The following is a 20,154-nucleotide window of genomic DNA, read 5'->3' as shown; positions in this document are numbered from 1 at the left end:
TTTGCTACACATAATAATTTCTTTTATAATTGAATTTTAAGACCAAATCCGAAACTTCTGAGACTTGGCATCATGAAATAATCAATACCCTGGTAAAAGGTACCTGTAGACCCGGTTAATTGAGGATCAAAAGGAGCCTTGTTATAGAGCATCAGGAGATTATTGCCGGTCACAGAAAATGTAAGACCAATTCTGTTGTTTAACAGTTTCTTAGGCAATCTGTAGCTTAATGACACTTCCTGTAGCCTAACATTGGTGGCATCATACGTATTGAATGCTTCCAGCTGAGCGACAGTCTTATAGTAGTTTTCGACGTCTGAATACAGCCCGCCATTGATCATTATCCCTCCTTTGTCTCTGTCAACAGCACTCTTCTTAGACACGCCATATTGATCCAATAAAGCCTGAGTCTGTGATAAAACAATTCCACCTACTCTGGCAAATACCATAAAACCCAAATTGAAATTTTTATAAGCAATATCATTCCGCCATCCAAGTGTATAATCCGGATTTACGGTTCCCAATCTTACATTGTCCACATTCACTATTGAAAAATTTCCTGCAGGATCTATATAAATTTTACCATTTTGATCGGTAGCCAGAAAACTCCGGGTGTAGATATCTCCTACCTGTCCACCTTCTCTAATCAGACTTCCGTCCACTGTAAGTTCAGTCAGGTTAAAAGATGTCCCGTCGACAGGATTAGGATAGTCACGGACCATTTCGATCACCTTATTACGGTTTAAGGTATAGGTAAGTCCTGTACCGTAACTGAGATCATTGTGTTTCAAATTATAAGTAAGACTGGCCTCTATTCCTTTGTTACCAATATTTCCCACCTGCGCATAAAATCCGGAATATCCTGTACCGCCCGGTAATGTACCCAGAAACAACTGATCATAGGTATTTGACTTATAAAGTGTAACGTCTAACCCAAGTTTGTTTTCGAATAATTTAACATTGACACCTGCTTCATATGTTTTTGTTCGCTGTGCTTTGAAATTTGGAAACGGATAGATGGTAATCGGAGTGACTGACCCATTGTTAATAGGATAAGTGACTGTGCCGGGAGTAATTCCCAAAGCATCCAAAGGCAGACCTACAGATGAATAATTAGCCCTTACCTCCAAATAACTTAAAGTCGATTTAGGTATTTGAAACATATCGGATAATATAGCCGAAACACCTACAGATGGATAAAAGAAAGATTCTTCTGTAGAATTAACCTGACGGGACGACCAGTCCTGCCGGCCGGTAGCAGATAAGAAAATGTAGTCCTTATATCCGATCTCTGCGCTTCCGAATACTCCGATAGTGGCTTTATTATCAAATGGAGTAACGAGCGTATTGAACACATTTATATTACGAATAGAAAAAAGATTGGGAACTGTTGCCAGATGTCCGCTGACACCATCTGTTGTTGTTTTTTCCTTTACATAAGAACTACCCAGATTTAAGTTTACGCTTACATCATTATATTTTCTGTTGAATGTCCCGATAACATCGGTATAGGTCTGCAATACTTTTTGATTTGCCCAGGAGTAATAGCCATTTGCTTTTGCAAAATTAGGCGCTGTGGAAGCATAATATTTACGCGTAACATCTCCGTCCGTATTATCAATACGCCCACGTGCAGATACACTTATACCCTGAGCAATATTATACGTAACATTACCGGAGATCATGTATCTGTTGCGTGTATTTTGAAAAAGCATACGATTAGTTATCCAATATGGATTTTGCATCTGCAAACTTTGATCTCCATACGGCCAGTACTGGGTAAAGTAATTGTTGGAAACACTATACCTTTCGTAATACCTGATTGCATCAAAATCATCATTTCTCGGAAAAAGATACAGCGAAACCAGAGGATTAAAATATTGTCCCTGAGAAGCCATGTTTTGATCAGCCTGTTTGACATAGGAAGCAGAAAAATCTGTCGTAACCTTATCATTCAGAAAGGAAGCTGAGTTTTTTAAGCTAAAATTATAGCGGTTATATTTATTATTCGGAATAACACCTTTTCCATTTGTAGAAGAGAATGAAATAAAAGTCTGTTGTTTTTCATTTCCTATAGAGCTATTTAAAGAATTGATCTGCTGAACACCGGTATTAAAAAACTCAAAAGGATCATACGTACTGGGTTCAACCAGCCTGCTGCCCCAGCTTTCGTATTCTCCGACTCTGTTACCATATGTGGTCTGGAATTCCGGTTTTACAAAAGGGGACATTACAGAAGTATTATTAGAATAATTCAATTTGAATCCTTCTTTGGATCCCTTTCTTGTCGTAATCAGGATAACTCCGTTTGCGGCAGCATTTCCATATAATGCCGCGCCGGCAGGTCCGGTCAATACGCTCACACTCTCGAAATCATCAGGATTCATGTCAGCAATACTTTCTGTACCCGCTATATCACCAAACACGCCTGTAGAAGATCCTCCGGAAGACTTATTAAGCAAAGGAACTCCGTCAATTACATATAAAACATTATTATTGGCAAACTGACTAATAGATTTAACTCCCCGCATCACTACCCGGGTAGATCCGCCAATCCCTGAAGCACTGGCATTTATATTGACACCCGCCACCTTTCCATTCAGGCTATTGGTGAAATTTGCGCTTTGTACAGCTGTCAGATCATCTCTTTTTAAGGTCTGTACTTCATAGTTCAAAGCTTTAGCTTGTCTCTTAATACCTAAAGCGGTCACGACCACAGCATCCAGTAAATTATCGTCTGCCGTCAGCGATAGTTCTACAGGATGTGCAGTAGAAGTAATCGTATAACTCTTCGTCTGATAACCCACAAAACGTATCTCAAGCACATCGTTTACTTTGGCCTGAGCCAATGTAAAACGACCTTCTGCATCTGTAGATATCCCGATGCTGGTGCCTTTTATAGACACCGAAGCTCCCTGAAGAGGCTCTCCTTTATCATTCGAAATTTTCCCGGAAACTATTTGCTGAAACGAATTAGCATTTTTAAAAGAAGAAGTTTCCTCATTATGGTTGATTTGATTGATTAAGATCGTATTATCCCTGATCTTATATTGAAGACCGGATTGATCAAGCAGAATGCTCATCACTTTATGGATGTCTGCCTCATCAAATTCAACATTAAGTATTTTTTTATCATTAAATATCTGATTAGAGTATAATATATTGTATCCAGTCTGCTTATTAATAATTTTAATAAGTTCTGATGCTCGTATTTTTTGCTTTTTAAGGGTCACTACACCTTGTCCGGCAGCCGAAATAGAGCAATAGGTGACCATTAAAGCCACGCACATAGCCCGGGCTAGTTTAAAAACATTTAACCTCATGATTTTTAAGAAGTAATTTAAATTGGTTATTTAAAGAGTATAATTGTGTGAAATCTGGTAATTGGTCTATCAGTCCATAAGCATTAATTTTGATTTACAATAATTGTTCGGTTTATAATTCTGAATTTTAAGGTACTTGTACTCTGCAGTAGTTCAAGTACTTTTTCTACATCTGCGTATCTGGATATTTTACCGCTGAATGTGATGTACCTGCTACCCTCCTTAGCATACTGTACATCTAGTACGGGAGTAATAGCAGTGACACGCCCGGCATCTGTGACAGAGGTCGAAGGTCCTACATTTAAAGGCGGATTACTGATACTTTGCCCCCATACGGCTGTTCCTGAACATAAAAGCAAAGCGATCACGCCGGCTCTTATTTTTTGAATTTTTCTTTTCATATTGATTACTTAATTGATGTTAATATTTTGTTGATTTTCCATAGTTATTAATTGATAATATTTTGAATTGTTAAATGCGTTTTTCCCTGAGCAGGGTATATATTGATACTGAATGACTGCAATGACCCTTCACAACCATTTACAGAATTGTAAATGGAGACCTTACCCGTATAGACACCATATGAAGCATTTCCCGGAACACTGACGGTAATAGAATTACCAGTAAGATTCGTCCAGTTTGTTACGTTTTGAAAAGATACAGGTGTACCCGGATCCCAGGTGATTTTATATTGATTACCCCCATTAGCAACAACAAAAGGTAAAGATGCGTTCAGATCTCCTTCACAGATTCTCGGAGAAGGAGACAATGTGACAGAAGGTAAAGGATTGATGGTCAGTGTCACAGCTGTACGGGTCAAACTCGTGCAACCTGTTGTTTCATTAAAAGCTTCGACGTAATATGTCGTAGTAACAGTAGGATTGGAAATAATATAATTTGTTCCTGTATTCAATACCGTACCTCCACCAGCTGAAGTATACCAGCGATAAATAATTCCGGCCACCGGAGAACTCACAGATAGCAGAACTGATGTACCTGAACAAGTTGCCGTATTTGGAACTGTAGGCGCTACAGGCAATGGATTGACGGTCAGTGTCACTGCAGTACGTGAAGTGCTGACACAACCTGCATTTGATGCCTCTACATAATACGTGACCGTGACAGCAGGATTAGTAATCGTATAATCTGTTCCCGTGAAAAATGAAGTCCCGCCGGTAGAGGTTGTATACCAGCGATATGTTGCCCCGGCTACCGGAGACGAAACAGATAACGTAGTTGAAGTTCCAATACAAGTAGCTTTACCTGGAACTGTCGGAGCTGCAGGTAATGGATTCACCGTCAAAGTCACTGCAGTACGACTGGCGCTGATACAACCTGCACTTACAGCTTCCACATAGTAAGTCGTTGTTGTTGCAGGATTGGAAATTGTGTACGTAGGTCCAGTATTCACCGAAGTGCCTCCTGTGGATACCGTGTACCAGTTATACGTTGTTCCCCCAACAGGAGAGCTAATTGTAAGCGTAGCTGATGTACCTGCACAAGTCGTCACATTAGGAATAGCCGGAGCTGCAGGTAATGGATTCACCGTCAAAGTCACTGCGGTACGGCTGGCACTGATACAACCGGTAGTCGCATTATATCCCTCCACATAATAGGTGGTGGTCGTCGTAGGATTCGAAATTGTATAGCTATTTGCTGTCGTCAAAGCTGTTCCTCCCGAAGCTGCTGTATACCACCTGTAACTAATACCCGCAACTGGCGAACTAACCGTAAGCGTAGCTGATGTACCTGCACAAGTCGTTACATTAGGAATAGTCGGAGCATCCGGCAATGTACTTCGAACAATTGTAACAGGAGTTCTTGCTGATGGATAGGTATTTGTCTCTCTTGCTTCCAGATAATATGTTCCTGCAGCCAAAGTACCCGGAATGGCCAGGGTATTAGTAGTTGTCGATACTCCGGAAACCTCGGTACCATCTACTGCGGCAGTATAAAGTTTATAGGTATATCCGGATTGAAAATTGCTAATCGTAAACGAACCAGCGACATTGCCACACAAATTTAATGTAGCAGAAGTAACCGTTGGAGGAATGATATAATAAGCATAATAAAGACTGGCTGACAACCCTAGAGATACTGCCGATCCTACCTTCACCCGTATTCCGTCATTGGCCTGAGCAGATCCGACTACGGGCAAGATAACCGTTAATTCTTGCTGTCCTACCCCTCCTATTCCTAAAAGATCAAGTAAATAGCCTGCAGAATATTCTGTACCAACCGGAGTACTTACGTTGCCATTAGTTCTTTGGAGACTGATGGAATTAATCAAACTCAATAAAGAAGCATTCATTTTAAGTTTGACCATGACTGGAGTAACATAGCTTGGTAAAGCATTAGCACCAGTAAATCTTACATTCTGCATAGTAGCCGATAATACCAGTGGAGATACAATTGTTGAGGGATTATTAGCTGCAATCTGGGTAGGACTAACAGCATTTCCGCCATTATTCACACTTCCACATACAACAAGCACACATCCCAGATCTACATCGGTGGAAGAATTGAAACTATTGGCATATACCCGCTGTGCATACGCTGTCCCAGCCATTCCATAGAATAGCAATGCAAGCATACAGATCAGATAACACCACTTCAACTTCATAGGTAATGACGATGTGTTTTATTAAAGCGTAAACGTATTTAGGTTAGGATATATAATGTTTTTCATAGAAGTAGGCCGGAATACAAGTAAAAGGCACCTAACCCTAAAGCCTCATGCGCATATTCCACTACAAATGTAAAATATAAACTTTGATTTAAATAAACAAAGAATATATATTTTAACAACTAATTAAGCTATTGGATTTTAATTATGTTAAAAATATTATTATATCCAATTAGGTTATTAATAAGTGTATTTTTGACACAACAACGGTGTGATTAGAAAATATAATAAAGAAACTTCATTTCCTAATCGGACAATAAGATTAATTAAATATGTAACAAAAGGAAAGGAAGAATTCGCTTCATTAGAAACAAAAACTAAAAATGCAGGTAAACCTTACTGATGTTATATGCAGCGCGACCAAATGACAGTTATAAAAATAAATGGAAAAAATACGTTTGTGGAGGAAGAACTGAATTAAAAAATCCGGCTTCAGGGGAGTATCTCTAAAAAAGATTTAGGTCAGCACAGAAAATAGTTGGCAGATGCAGGCGAACTCAATATACCACTTCTATCCTATTCAGCAGCAGCAAACCGAGGACTGCCTGATTAAGTTCAGCATATTATTTTTGTGACACAGCTGTTCTGTCTCAGCTTAAAGGCCTTGCATTCGTATTTCGATAATACGTGATTTTAGAAAGGAACATCGTTGCCATTTTTTCTCCTCTCAGGATAGCTTCTTCTGCTTTTTCTCCTTCAAAAAATTCGCGCACCGTATTTGTCCAGAGGTTTAGCCAGGCATCAAAATGATCCGCTTCAACAGGCAAAGTTGCATGGGGAGGAAACGGACTGCCGAAATAGCTGTGCTGATCCAGTAAAAGTGTCTGCCAGAAACCATACATTTTTTCCAGATGAGCTTCCCAGCGACCATCCAGAATCGTATTAAAAATAGGTCCTATAAGTGTATCCTGTTGTACGCGACCGTAAAATGTATTGACCAACAATTTAACATCTTCCAGTGTTCTGATATCCTGCTTTGCCATACTCTCATTCTTAATTTAACAACATAAAATGCAAAATCTCTTCTCACAGAACAAAGATAAAAATAATAAAAGACTTTTTTATCCTTTATTATTTTATGTATCTTTAAAAACGAAAATAAGGACAGGTTATGGCTATTCACACCAATCAATCAACCGTATATCATAAGGCTATACGATCCATTTATGAGCATCTGCAATATGGTGCTGAAAAACCCGATATCAAGGTTATTCTGGAAACTTCCGCTACTAAGGAAATACGCATTTGCATGAAGAACAACCAACTGATGAAAACGCATAAAAGTCCGTTCCCTATAGTTATTCATATCGTACAAGGTGCAATAAGGTTGGGTATAGCCACTGAAATCTATGACATGAAAAGCGGCGATATAATCGGACTGGAGAGCAATATTCCACATGATCTCACAGCAACTGAAGATACAATCATCAGACTTTCCATTAGTCATTCGGACACAGCAAAACGTGTTCAGGAAGTCGTAAATACAAGTGAATAACAGAATAGTAAGTGTTTTATAAAAATGGGGATTTTTTCAAAAACCTGCGAATATGCGCTTCGCGCCGTGATGTATATAGCTCAATGCAGCCAGCAGGGAGAAAAGGCCGGCATACGGGAAATTGCAGAAGCGATTAAATCACCGGAAGCTTTTCTGGGAAAAATTCTGCAGCAACTCAGTAAAGAAGGACTGATCCGATCGGCCAAAGGTCCGAACGGCGGCTTCTATATGGACCCGGAAGACACAAAACGACCGCTGGCAGATATTGTAAGGAGTATTGACGGTTCGCAGCTGTTTGAAGGATGTGCTATGGGACTCGATTATTGTTCTAAGGAAAACCCCTGCCCTTTACATCATGATTTCAAAAAGATAAGAAAAAAGTTATCCGTAATGCTGCAAGAGACTAGTATAGGACAGTTTAACATGGATCTGATCCAAGGTAATTTTACCTTATCAAAATAAGATCAGTCAGGAGCGATTAACATAATTCTCGAAATTGCATAGGGTAAAAATCCGCCAACAGTAAGCGGGAAAATAAGATACCATTTGTTAACCAAAACATAACATAAAAGAATACACAACTTCATTAATTTTAATACATGAAAAGTCTGTGTCATCTTCGTTCTGCTATCATACTTTCTACACTTGCAATCAGCCTGTTTACAGGCTGTAAAAAAGAAGATGACCCCGCTCCTGCCGGAACACATAAAGCCGTCAATCAGTGGATAATGGCTCAGATGAAGCACTACTATTACTGGAACAATCAGCTTCCTTCCGGTAAGACGGATGAGACCTCACCCGATATCTATTTCAAATCGCTGTTGGTTCCACAGGATCACTTTTCCTCCATTCTGCAAACCAAAAACATCAGTACCTACGGGAATACTCTGGCGAATACTTTTGGTTTTGATTTCATCCAGATTTCTCAAAACGGAAACATTCACAATATCATCAGTCAGGTAGTCCCCTATTCTCAGGCTCAGCAATCCGGACTCTCCCGGGGAGATACGATTACAGCATGGAATGATCAATTTCTCACTCCCTCCAATGTTTCAGATCTTACACAGAAAGCGCTTAGCAGGAATACACTCCGGCTAACTCTGCAGTCCGGAGTAACATTACAACTGGCATCTGCCTATATCGCTCAGCCCGTAGTATATACACATCGCATTATCCAACAGCAGGACAAAACCTACGGGTATATATACCTTAGTCAATTCGATTTCAGCGGAGCTTACGATCTTATACGGGTGGCAGAAGACTTCAGGCAGAAAAAAATAACGGAGTTAATACTGGATATGCGATACAATGCCGGCGGACAGGTATCTTTCGCAGCATTTTGCTCCCTGCTCCTGGCAAAAGTGCAGGCAGATGACACTTTCCTTATGTATCAGGGCAATGCTTCTTTAGGTTTGCAACGCCTGAGTTTTGCGCAGTCACTCAGCAGGCAACCCGACGGATACAGCTTTACTGCAGAAGACCTGCGTTCAAAAAGCCTTCAACTCAGCAGAATCCACATCTTAAGCACTTCCTATACAGCTTCAGCAGCAGAATTGTTAATTAACAACTTAAGCCCTTACGTAGAAATTATACACATCGGAGAGACGACCATGGGTAAAGATATGGCCTCTGTTACATTGACTTCACCGGATAATATAAATGGCTCTGCCGAAAGCTGGCATATCCTTCCTCTGGTGTACAAGTTGTACAACAAAAACAATAAAGGTGATTACAGTGAAGGCCTGATCCCCCGATATGCCATCTCTGACCATAATTCCTTACCCTTGTATCCGTTCGGATCCGAACAGGATCCATATGTAGCTTTTGTCCTTAACAGAACCTCCTCTTCCCGAAATACATCTTTGCAAAAGGCAACTGTCAGTAAGGAGGGACAATTACTTTATCGCTCCGATACTAAAGGGTACAGGCCCATTATCCTTTCCGAATAATGCGGAAAGAATTATGCTCTTATCAAAAATAAAACAGGGCCACCTCCTCAAGAAAATGACCCATAATCAACCTTTACCCAAAAATTCTTTATATTATTTAGCCAGGGAATTAATCATATTGACCAGCTGACGGATATCCACCATAGCGTGTGGAGTTCTTTGCAAACGACGAACAGGTCTCGCAAGATAAGCAGTCCGGATATGGTATGATTCCTGTTCATACTTTTTGATTATTACTTCCAGTAGATTCAATGTATCTCGGTACTGCTGATGTAAGGCAACAAGCGATTCGCGACTTTTTCTGATATCATAAGCTGTAGACACTTCGTGTTCTGACCGCAGTAAATGTTCGAGATCCACCAATACCTGTTTCATCTGCTGGTGTTTAAGTGAATTAATTCCCTTCATATTTTTTCCGTTTTATTTAATCAAAAAATTACTAAATGGATATGCCCATCCCGGAGAAGGAGTCCAGGTATCAAAATAATCTTCCTTCTTGGAAATTATTCCGTCAGGAATCGTTGATATAAAAATACCTGCAGATGTATTTGAACTCTCCAAATAAAGATATACAGGTTCTCCATCTTTTAATAATGGTTTTTTATCTGCCTTCAAGACGAGAAATCTCCCCACATAATCGGTACTCCTGACCTGAGGACTTTTAACAGGAAGTGCAGTATAATCTGTTGGCACTTTTCTGCTTACATTGAACACCGTATCTGTACTGATATCATAATATACGGACATAAACATGCCGAAGTCAAATTCCTTTAACTCCTGAAATACCAGATGTATAGCTGCTGCATTGGAAGCCAGTTCTTTATTGTAATTCACAAATTTAACTTTGATTTTACCCGGCTCCGGCTCCACTCCTTCAATCCCGCCATTCCCTTTCATCAGTACGACCGTTTGTTCATCGGCGGGATCCATTTTTAACAAGGTAAACGTGTTTATATTATCTTCTAATTTTATGTACTGTTTCAACACCTCCGCCTTTGAGGCCAGACTTACAACGCTGACTTCCACAGAATCAGTCTTGATTATTTTTTTCAAAATATTGAAGGGAATAGTTTCCTTTCCTATTTTTATTTCATATCCGTCAGCTTGTTTATTAGTAAACTGAACTGTACTTAATGCAGTGAACGAATTGACTTCTTCAGCTTTTCGACAACCTGTGATTACTAATACGCAGATCAGTAATAAAAAGCAAACTATTTTTCTATTCATATAGAGTTAAATAAAGCCTGCCGAAGCAATTTTCGACAGGCTATATAGATTATGATTAATATGTTTTCGGTGAAAACTGCGTCCATCCGAATGTCCACACCTGCGAAGGATTAGTCACAGCAGGATCGATAGCTCCTTTATATGAAGTTCCGGTTCCGTAAGCTGGTGAAGTAGCTGTAGGACGTAAAACAAAAGGATTAAATCCACCTGATACAGGGTAGAAAATATTAGTACCACCTGCTAATGCAAGATAAGAGGTTGCATCAGAAGAAACTGTTGTCGAGTTGCCTGATCCCGGAGCAGAACCATTGAATGCAGCAGCATATCCATGTACGACATTGTTACTGAAATTACCTCCTGAAATGCTTTCGAAACTAGCTCCTGTAGCATAACCTGCGATGATCGAACTTTCGATATCCAGTGAGGAAGCTCTTCTCCAACGGTTACCATACTTAAGTTTGGTTGCAGCAACAGCTGCGTCTTTAATACCCAGGAACGTAAAGTTTCTCAATTTAGGATTAGTCAATGGCAGTCTGCTGGCATCACCTGCACCATTGTTATCAGACTCTAAACCATTAGAATCAGAATTTCCGCCGGAAACACTGTTAGTAGCGTTAGGATCTTTAAGAGACAATGCATATTGGATAGTACCGGTATATCCGAAATCAAAATCGAAATCATCATCGTCATTTGAAGAGGCAACTAAATATTTCGCATTAACGGTACCTCCGAAAAACTCAAAACCATCATCTTTACCCCAGGATACCTGAATGTTTTCCAAAGTAGTACCGTTACCGACACCACCTAAAGTCAGACCGTTGATCTCATTGTTCTCAGTCAGATTATAACCAGCAAACTCGATACGCACATACTTCAATGTACCGGAGTTATCAGCAGGATTACTTCCACCGTAAGTTACATCTACACCAATAGGCGCAGGTACACCCTCGATACGTGTTGTAGCCGGCTGGTTCGTTGTAGCATTACCCAACATAATCACACCACCAAAATCACCCGGATTGCGGCTACCCGAAGCATTAGGAGATGTAAATACAATCGGAGCAGCTGCAGTACCGATGGCATTCAACTTCGCAGTTTTAGGAACGACCAATACCCCGCGGATATTTTGAGCACCATACACCTCGTCATTATAAGATTTCACATTACCTGAAGTAAGAAAAGTACCTGCTTCAATTGTAAGCGTTTGTCCGGGTGCTACAAAAGAAACACCATCGATCAACCATACCGTATCTTTTGACAGAAATGATTTAGTGATCAAACCATTTACATCTACAGGAACGTGTGCCTGAGGTTTAGCCGGTAGACCTGCTTTGAAATCTGCCTGTGGTGCCAGGTTGTCTTTGTTACATGAGGCTAATGCGATTGCGCATACAGATGCCGCGAATAAAAACTTTTTCATGCTTTGTTAATAATTTAATAACTTTGCTGCCTATAGACAATTTGTGAACTATGCTACTGAGCCGGACAGCAAATAACGTTCAGTAGTATAGCTTGCATAATCCCTTCACCTTTTTTTAGTTTTACTTATCTTCCCGATTGTATTTTGACAATTCGCGGAACTTATTCTTCATAGGAGGATCACAGGATTATTATTTTTTGCCTGCCTCGCGCAAGCCTGTTTTCTATTTTTAACCCTCTTTAAAAAAGGTATTTATATTCATTCCTAAAAATTGTAGGTAAAAGACAAATTAAAACGACGACCATCCTGTTTACGATAAGTAATCGTATCTCCGTCACCTTTGTTATACTTATTATCTCCTTTTACCAGACGAAAACCATCAGCTTCTTTCCCTGGTGTTATCATTTCATAGGCTTCCGTATTTGTATAGAATCGTGTCCATTCGTTAAGCAGGTTAGCCATATTAAATTTGATTTCTGCTTTCTTTTTGAATAAGCGGGCATATATCTGAAAATCCAGCTGACGAGGAGCCAGTTCATATTCGACGAGATTCGGGCTGGTATTTGCCAGATTAGTACGCGGCCCCCTTTGATTGTAACTGGCCGTAGCTCCATAATAGTCTCCCCAGTAGCCCAGCCCCAGATTCAACAACCACGGAGACTGCCCCATTAGCGGACGATCCTGATCAGCACCTTTAGCCTGTACCAATGCATTATCCTGATTGGCATCTACGTACCACGGGCTAAGTGTCTTGACAGAAGATTTGAGCAGTGTACCGTTGGCATATACATAAAACTTGGACAGCCATTCCTGAGAAGACACAAAGCTTAGATTTTTACGCACCTCCATTTCAACACCCAGATTTCGGGCAGATTCCATATTGACAAAGACAAAGTATTTCTGCGTATTCAATCTGGGATCCATCACCAGCTCTACAGGTTTGTCCAGATATTTGTAATAACCTGTCAGCGAGATTATTTCTCCGGCACCGGGATACCATTCGAATCGTATATCGGCATTATCTACTAACGATGACGTCATAAGTCCGCCCGAGATATTCGCATCCAGTTCATAATCATAAAAACCAAAGAAGGAAGTTTCTCTGAAATCGGGACGTATGGCAGTCCGCGAATAACTTGCTCGCACATTGAAATCATTGGTCACACTGTAAGTTGCATTAACAGAAGGCAATGCTCTCCAATTCTTATCTTCTACCAGATCTCTGTACTCCAGATACTTATTCACTACACCTGATGTTCTGTCCCAATACTCTGCCTGTTGATTATTCAGACGGTAATATTCCATCCGTACCCCATATACCAGACGTAATTTTTCCCATAACTTCTGATCCGCCATGAGGTAGCCCGCATGGTTTTTCATATCGCCATTGAAAATCCGGCCATTGATATTCTCCGCCCAGTAATAAGCCTGATTGATTTCTTTACCTATATTTTGAGGGTCTAAGATCACTTCATAAGGTTGTTCAATATTACTTCCCCTTGCCGCAGCAGGCAACATCCGGAATACATCGAGAGACCGGTTCTTCGACCAGCCCTGATAACCTAATTTAACCAGCGTACTGATGTTTGCTCCCGTAGCGAATCTTTTCGAAAAGTCAAACTTCCAGTTGTAATCTGTTTCATCAACATTTGTCCACATACGCGAATCTCTGGAGAGATTATCACCTCCTATTTGGGAGGGCAGGCGTAAATTTGGGGTTTGAAAATACGGCTGACCATCAACAATAGTTGTCAATGTGTATCTTAATTTACGCTCATCCAGAATCTGCTGTTCGATCTTGTTGACAGCTCCCATTGCTTCCATTTTGACAGACCAGGGCAAGAGATATTCTACATTCAGCTGATGTTGCTGCAGAGACATCGCCTCAGGCAGCTGATACTGCTCTCTGAACGGAGCTTGCTCAAGATCTTCATAATTCAATCGTGTAGCCTCATTATAGTTTGAATTGTAGGTACGGGCATACATATTTTTGGAAGACACCTTAAAATCCTTTCCTTGTAATCCGATATTAGCCACAAGACCGCTGCTGCTGTTAAAACGATAGGAAGTTCCCGCACCATTCTGACCCAATCCTACACTATCTATAAAATGAAATCCGCCCCGGTTTGAGCTTCTTACGTTATTGAATTTCACAATATTCTGCTCATTGCGAATATTGGCGCTTGCTGCAAAACCAAGTTTCATTCCGTTTTCCAGATCATACACACGTCCTAATGAAAACCGGTAATTCTGATTGGGCATTCCTTTGTATTTATTCAACTTAAGAGGCTCGGCACTTAAGCGTCTGGACTGTGCTATAGCATCCAGGGAGCTGTACGGACGAGGATCATTCGGCAGCAATGTGAGATCATCCGTCTGTCCCGGAATACCAGGCGGAGGTACTTCTACACCCGATGTCCAATACCAGGGAGTCATTCCGTCAGGAAGCTTGGCAGAAGAATTGTAAAAGCCAAAGTATTCGCTGTTGTATCGTTTTCCGAGATGATAAAAATCTTTGCCCAGTGTCTGTGAATTCGTCCCTGTACCCACCTGAATAGAAGTGAAATTCTGCGTAGGAATATCCAGTGTATTCACTGATACCTGACCACCTGAAAATTCAGATGACATATCCGGTGTAGCAGTCTTATTGACAACTACATTACTGACCATTTCTGTCGGAATGATATCAAAAGAAAAATTACGTTTATTCATGGAGGTACTGGGGATCACGACTCCATCCAGCATTGCCTGATTATATCGTTCAGACATCCCTCTCACGACTACGTTTTTATTATCTACAGTAGTCAGACCCGTGACACGCTTCAGCACCTGTCCCATATCATTGTCCGGAGTACGGGCAATCTGTTCTGCTGAAATCCCGTCTGTAACTGAAGCTGCATTTTTTTGTGCTGCATAGAGTCCGGCTACCGACGCTTTCTTAAACGAAGTATTCACTACTGCCTCTGCCAACTGAGCGGTCTGTGCGACCATAGCTATATTGAGTGCTGTGATATCCCCTGATTGTACCTGCACATTGCTGATGCGCTGTGTCTGATACGAGATGTAGCTTACTTCCAATGTATATTTCCCTGCCGGGATCCTTAACGAATAGCTGCCGTCTATCCCACTCTGTGCATTGCGGTTCAGTTCTACTATCCTGATCGTTGCATTCGGCAGGCCCAGTCCTCTTTCATCAATAATACGTCCCGATAAACGTCCGGGCTGCTGTACAACCAATGGTTGAAGCATAATATAACTCCCTACCTCTTCATATCCTACTCCGGTGCCGGATAAGATATGTTTCAGTACATCTTCGACTGTACTGTTGACAAATTTGCGGCTTCGTGTAGCTTTCAGATCCAGATTCAATTTACCCGGATCATAAGCAATAAATATCTGATGACCTTCCAGGTGTCTCAATGCTTCCGCCGTATTCTTTCCTGTCACGGAAATCGTAATTTTCTTTTTTAATAATTGGGCATTTACGCTATTAGCCAGTAACATTTCCATAAGGAATACCATCATCAGGCCTGATAGTAATAGGGTTCTCATTATAAATTTGAGGTAGTATAAATTAAATTGCATAAATTTGATTATGTATTAATGACTTCACAGTTTTTTAGTACAGTTATAAAAATCAGGAGCGATCCTGTGCGAAAAAGGGTTAACGATGGCAGTCGTTGACTCTTTTTTGATTTAATAGATCATCACGACGTCGCCCTCCTTTCTGAATTTATTATGGTGAACGGTCGTGATGACCTGTAAGAGATCGTCCAGAGAGATTTGTTTCTGAATGGACAATGTATATTGTTGATCCGCTATACGGGTATTTGTGGTCTGCAAGGTTACCCCGTAATTGTTGCGGATAGTGAGTGCAAGTTCTTCAAATGAAGCCTTATTCAGATATGTTTTACCGATAATCCAGGCATTTCTGTTTTCCAGATCGAATGATTCTGTGGTACTGTTTTCATTTGATTTATCATACCGGATCTGCTGACCTTTTATTAATATCCCCAACATCTGATCATTGCGTTTTACCTGCACTCTGCCTGAGAATACAGCTACAGTCTGTTCCGGAAGATCTGTATAAGACCTGATCGTAAAAGAAGTGCCCAGCACCTGAGTCTGCAGCGCTCCTGAAGTAACAATAAAAGGTCGTAATGTATCACGTCTCACATCGAAAAATGCTTCTCCATACGAAAGCTCCAGTTGCCGGTTTGTTTTATTGAAACTGGCTACATCCAGTTTAAGCCGCGTCATGCTGTTTAAGGTGATGACTGAACTGTCCGGAAGAATTACTTGCTTACGCTCTCCCGCTATAGTTTCGAATACTCTGATTTCCGGATCGGCCACCATATGTTGCAACGGGATTTGATCCTGAGCCGTCATCCACCACATCACACCCAGACAGATGAAGAGGCTGGCAGCTATACTGACGACAAATTTCCAGGAGATCATAGATCCGACCTGACGTACGGTAGCACCGTCAATATGACTACAGATTTCTCCGTAAATACGGTGCTGAAGATTTTCAGATATACTTTTTTCCGGAAGTTGCTCCCGGTCAAGCTGCTCATACCAACGATCGACTAGCTGACGTTCATCAGCTGTGGCACTTCCGTCCCGATACCGTTGTATTAATAAGTTGAATATTCTGGTTTTCACTTTTTTTGTCCCTTTTACTTATATGTCAGCAAAAAGGATAAAAAGTACTTCAAGAAATCATTAAGCTTATATGAAAGAATTATGAACAGTTACCTAAGGTTTGAGCCATTCCTGCATGTACTGAACGAAAAGTAAGAAAAGAGGACCGTATACATCTTTTGACCGGACAGTCAATCCCCGCTGAAGACGCTTGGTCGCTTCAGTCAGATTATTCTTTACAGTTTGTTCAGACAGATTAAGCCTTCTGGCAATTTCTTTAATACTATAATGTTCCCAACGCAATAATACCGCCTGTTGCATATTGTTGGGCATTGCCTCCAGTTCCTCCTCCAATAGTTTCTCCATAGCCAGATAGATTTCCAGTTCTTCCGGATGCTGCTGTACATAGTCAAACATATGCTCTGCCAATCCATCCAGCAGTTTTTGCTGTGCCTTATTTGAATTAAAAAAATCTATGAGTTTAAATTTCAGCATTCCGTAGAGATAAGCCCGCAGATTCATCCCGGTATCCAGGGTTGCCCGGCGTTCCCAGAACTGAACAAACAATTCCTGAAGAATATCCTCTGCCTGCTGCTCATCACGAACACGTTTTACAGCATGGATATATAGTTCTTTCCAATAACAATGGTAGATTTCGGCAAATGCATATCTGTCGTCTTGTTCTCTGACCGAGACCAACCATTGCTGATGTAAACGTCTTGTTTCAGGCATATGACCCAAATGTAAAATATTCATATTAAGCCAATATTAAAAAATCACACCGCCTGCATTATATAGCTGATAGAAGAAAGACGATATTAAGACAAGGGCAGAAGAAAATAACACCCGGAAAAACATAATCCACTATGTAACATACTTGTTTCAATCATCAAAATATCTTGTCGGTATACTTTATTTTAGTAATTTCATAACTAATTAAGCTCGCTTACTTTCCCCTTCACAGCGCAGCAACTCCATCTGTGATATAGTAGTCCTAAAATAGATCTGTATCTGTTGTCATGTCTTTATTTATCTGTTGAATTCACATCATAACTTAGCTACAAATAAAAAAAAATATTAATTGTATATTTTTTTCATTTTAAAGAATTTATTCGTAACTTACGTATGTTAATCATTTATATGACCTATGGATACATATAACCAACATTCAACCCTAAAACAATATTTCAACAGCGTTGTATCTTTAGACCAGCCCGTACATTGGCATGAGTATTATCGTATATCCAAACTGGTTGCTAATATGCTTTTGGAAAAGCTGAGAATGGACAATTATGATTCAGGTATTCATATGGATATTAACAATACTGCTTTTGTAAAGACATCTATCAATGCCTATTACCACCTGGGAATAGCTCTTGAAATAGGATTGAATGGTATGATTGGCAATTCTCATGATACAATTTCTTATCCTAAAAGCCAAAGGATGAATGGTGTTTCACTCAAGCAGAAAACGCAGAATCTGCTTCAGCTGGCCGACGAAATAGGATTATTCAACAAGAACAGGATGGACTTTAAAAGTTTCACGGATTATGAAAATCTAAAGCAGGTATTGGTACATCTGAGTGACATTATCAAGTGGAACGAACGTTATCCTCATGCCGAAAGCTCTACCACAATTTCAAAACTAAGCAATAAGATTCCGTTTTTAATTTTTAACGGTTCTCATATTACACAGATGGTGCAGCCCCTGTTTGATTTGTTGGAAAGTGAAATTGAAAAAAACTAAGAACAAATAATTGTCTGTTGAACTGCTTCACTCCCGGAATTCTGCAGATAATTCCGGACTTGCATCACACATTGCATCTACTGTCCTTAGCAGCAGAATAGTATATCATATAGTTCCTTCTTTTACGGATTTAAAAGCTGGCAGGGACACCAACTGACACAATGAGGAACTAACCTATTACACGACAAAACCTTGTAAGCCCTCACTCTTTTGCTAACCACCATATTCAGCGCCTGCGAGTGTCCTCACCAGCAGTATTAATACCTCATATATTCTCTTTTTATACCGATTAAAACAGCTGGCGGGACGCCAACTATCACCTCCGGTTGAACAATCTTATATCATTTCGGTACCTGTACCGTCAGCCTCTCCCCTTTTTTCTTTAAAGAATACTGCGAAAATCAACAGACAACCCGCCGCTATTGCTGCTGGAGTGATCCACAAATACCACCAGAAATCAGATACATATGCTGCTTTAAGATAATCTGAAATATAACCGGCAACCCAAAAGCCAATCAACATCCCAATTCCATACATCGCGACGGTTATTAATCCCTGAGCGGAAGATTTGTAACGCTCGCCGGCAATTGTATCTGTATAAATCTGTCCTACCACAAACATAAAATCATAACAGACACCGTGCAGAACAATGCCGGTAATCAACATATAGGACAATTCATCCCCGTTTCCGAAAGCAAACAACAGATAGCGCAGTATCCATGCAGAAATACCAATCAGAATCATCTTCTTGTAACCAAAACGTGCAAAAAAGAATGGAATAAGCAAAAGACAAAATGCTTCTGACAATTGCCCCAGCGCCATCTTAGCAGTAGGGTTTGGCAAGCCTACGCTCACCAGATAAGGATTTGTATTCTGATAATAGAATGATATCGGTATACAGATCACAACTGCTGTTAAGAAGAATACCAGAAATCCTTTATTCTTCAGTAATGCCAAAGCTTCAAGTCCCATAGCATCTGCAATACGGAATGACTTTTCTTTATTTCTGGCTACAGGTGGAGTTTTAGGTAATATCCAGCTAAATACGGCTAACAGCAGTGAACAACAAGACGCCAACAGAAAGGTATAACTCAGCGCCCCTCTGGATATTTCCTCAGGACTATCCCAATGGAAAATGTAACTTATTACTACACCCGAGAAAACCCAGCCCACCGTGCCCCATACCCGAATACCAGGAAATTGCTTTTTTGCATCTTTCAAATGCCTGAAGGAGATTGAATTAGTCAAAGCCAGAGAAGACATATAAGCAATAAAGTAAACAAATACATAAGGATAAAACTCAGCAGCACTGGCTGACTTATACATCATAAATAGTAATGCAGCACCAATAAGATGTAATACAGACAGGACGCGCTCAGCATTGAAGTATCGGTCTGCCACAAATCCGATAAAGAAAGGTGCAATGACCGCTCCCAGTGATTGTGTCGAAAAAATATTTGCAACTTCGAGACCTGTTGCCTGCAGGTTTTTAGCCAGATAAGTTCCTAAAGTAACGAACCATGCGCCTTTTATCACATATTCTAAGAACATCATGACAGACAGACGAATACGCAATGAAATATCCATAAAAGATAACTGCAGATGATTAAGGTTTATACCTCTAAGGTAAGCTTTACAGGATGATTTCACAAATTGTAACAGG

Annotated in this window: 15 protein-coding genes; 4 read left to right on the top strand and 11 right to left on the bottom strand. The window is 40.4% G+C overall.

Going from position 1 to position 20,154, the window contains the following annotated elements; all coding sequences use genetic code 11:
- Positions 1-23: 23 nt before the first annotated feature.
- The 4 genes from HMPREF0766_RS03775 to HMPREF0766_RS03760 form a co-directional block, all read right to left on the bottom strand.
- The gene (locus tag HMPREF0766_RS03775) at positions 24-3,323 is read right to left on the bottom strand and encodes a SusC/RagA family TonB-linked outer membrane protein (protein WP_002993872.1); all 3,300 of its coding nucleotides are present in this window, start codon (positions 3,321-3,323) and stop codon (positions 24-26) included.
- 83 nt (positions 3,324-3,406) lie between these two features.
- Entirely contained in the window at positions 3,407-3,724 is a 318-nt protein-coding gene (locus HMPREF0766_RS03770) for a DUF4974 domain-containing protein (protein ID WP_002993871.1), read from the bottom strand.
- A gap of 47 nt (positions 3,725-3,771) precedes the next feature.
- Complete coding sequence (locus HMPREF0766_RS03765) at positions 3,772-5,946, bottom strand: Ig-like domain-containing protein (RefSeq protein ID WP_138944196.1); 2,175 nt, start codon at positions 5,944-5,946, stop codon at positions 3,772-3,774.
- A gap of 653 nt (positions 5,947-6,599) precedes the next feature.
- Entirely contained in the window at positions 6,600-6,992 is a 393-nt protein-coding gene (locus tag HMPREF0766_RS03760) for a group III truncated hemoglobin (RefSeq protein WP_002993868.1), read from the bottom strand.
- A 128-nt stretch (positions 6,993-7,120) separates the two neighbouring features.
- Here HMPREF0766_RS03760 and HMPREF0766_RS03755 point away from each other — a divergent pair, with 128 nt between their 5' ends.
- The 3 genes from HMPREF0766_RS03755 to HMPREF0766_RS03745 all read left to right on the top strand — a co-directional run bounded on the left by HMPREF0766_RS03755 (position 7,121) and on the right by HMPREF0766_RS03745 (position 9,453).
- The gene (locus HMPREF0766_RS03755; RefSeq protein ID WP_002993867.1) at positions 7,121-7,504 is read left to right on the top strand and encodes a cupin domain-containing protein; all 384 of its coding nucleotides are present in this window, start codon (positions 7,121-7,123) and stop codon (positions 7,502-7,504) included.
- Between the two features lie 24 nt (positions 7,505-7,528).
- On the top strand, positions 7,529-7,966 hold the full coding sequence (locus HMPREF0766_RS03750) for an RrF2 family transcriptional regulator (RefSeq protein WP_002993866.1): 438 nt from the start codon (positions 7,529-7,531) through the stop codon (positions 7,964-7,966).
- 137 nt (positions 7,967-8,103) lie between these two features.
- Positions 8,104-9,453, top strand: a complete 1,350-nt coding sequence (locus tag HMPREF0766_RS03745) for a S41 family peptidase (RefSeq protein WP_002993864.1) — start codon at positions 8,104-8,106, stop codon at positions 9,451-9,453.
- 93 nt (positions 9,454-9,546) lie between these two features.
- Here HMPREF0766_RS03745 and HMPREF0766_RS03740 read toward each other — a convergent pair whose 3' ends face one another.
- The 6 genes from HMPREF0766_RS03740 to HMPREF0766_RS03715 form a co-directional block, all read right to left on the bottom strand.
- The gene (locus HMPREF0766_RS03740) at positions 9,547-9,861 is read right to left on the bottom strand and encodes a hypothetical protein (RefSeq protein ID WP_002993863.1); all 315 of its coding nucleotides are present in this window, start codon (positions 9,859-9,861) and stop codon (positions 9,547-9,549) included.
- Positions 9,862-9,873: 12 nt separating this feature from the next.
- Positions 9,874-10,680, bottom strand: a complete 807-nt coding sequence (locus HMPREF0766_RS03735; RefSeq protein WP_002993862.1) for a hypothetical protein — start codon at positions 10,678-10,680, stop codon at positions 9,874-9,876.
- A gap of 55 nt (positions 10,681-10,735) precedes the next feature.
- Complete coding sequence (locus HMPREF0766_RS03730; protein WP_002993861.1) at positions 10,736-12,100, bottom strand: hypothetical protein; 1,365 nt, start codon at positions 12,098-12,100, stop codon at positions 10,736-10,738.
- 264 nt (positions 12,101-12,364) lie between these two features.
- Complete coding sequence (locus tag HMPREF0766_RS03725; protein ID WP_236590553.1) at positions 12,365-15,652, bottom strand: TonB-dependent receptor; 3,288 nt, start codon at positions 15,650-15,652, stop codon at positions 12,365-12,367.
- 144 nt (positions 15,653-15,796) lie between these two features.
- Complete coding sequence (locus HMPREF0766_RS03720; RefSeq protein WP_002993859.1) at positions 15,797-16,765, bottom strand: FecR family protein; 969 nt, start codon at positions 16,763-16,765, stop codon at positions 15,797-15,799.
- A gap of 93 nt (positions 16,766-16,858) precedes the next feature.
- Positions 16,859-17,500: an RNA polymerase sigma factor gene (locus tag HMPREF0766_RS03715; protein WP_002993857.1), complete on the bottom strand. Its 642-nt coding sequence runs from the start codon at positions 17,498-17,500 to the stop codon at positions 16,859-16,861.
- A 391-nt stretch (positions 17,501-17,891) separates the two neighbouring features.
- Between HMPREF0766_RS03715 and HMPREF0766_RS03710 the strand changes: the two genes are divergently transcribed.
- Entirely contained in the window at positions 17,892-18,491 is a 600-nt protein-coding gene (locus HMPREF0766_RS03710; protein WP_002993855.1) for a hypothetical protein, read from the top strand.
- A 336-nt stretch (positions 18,492-18,827) separates the two neighbouring features.
- Here the strand turns inward: HMPREF0766_RS03710 and HMPREF0766_RS03705 are convergent, their stop codons facing one another.
- Positions 18,828-20,078: an MFS transporter gene (locus HMPREF0766_RS03705; protein ID WP_002993853.1), complete on the bottom strand. Its 1,251-nt coding sequence runs from the start codon at positions 20,076-20,078 to the stop codon at positions 18,828-18,830.
- Positions 20,079-20,154: the final 76 nt, after the last annotated feature.

The organism is Sphingobacterium spiritivorum ATCC 33861, assembly GCF_000143765.1.
GTDB lineage: Bacteria > Bacteroidota > Bacteroidia > Sphingobacteriales > Sphingobacteriaceae > Sphingobacterium > Sphingobacterium spiritivorum.
This window is presented reverse-complemented; position numbering and strand designations above follow the sequence as displayed.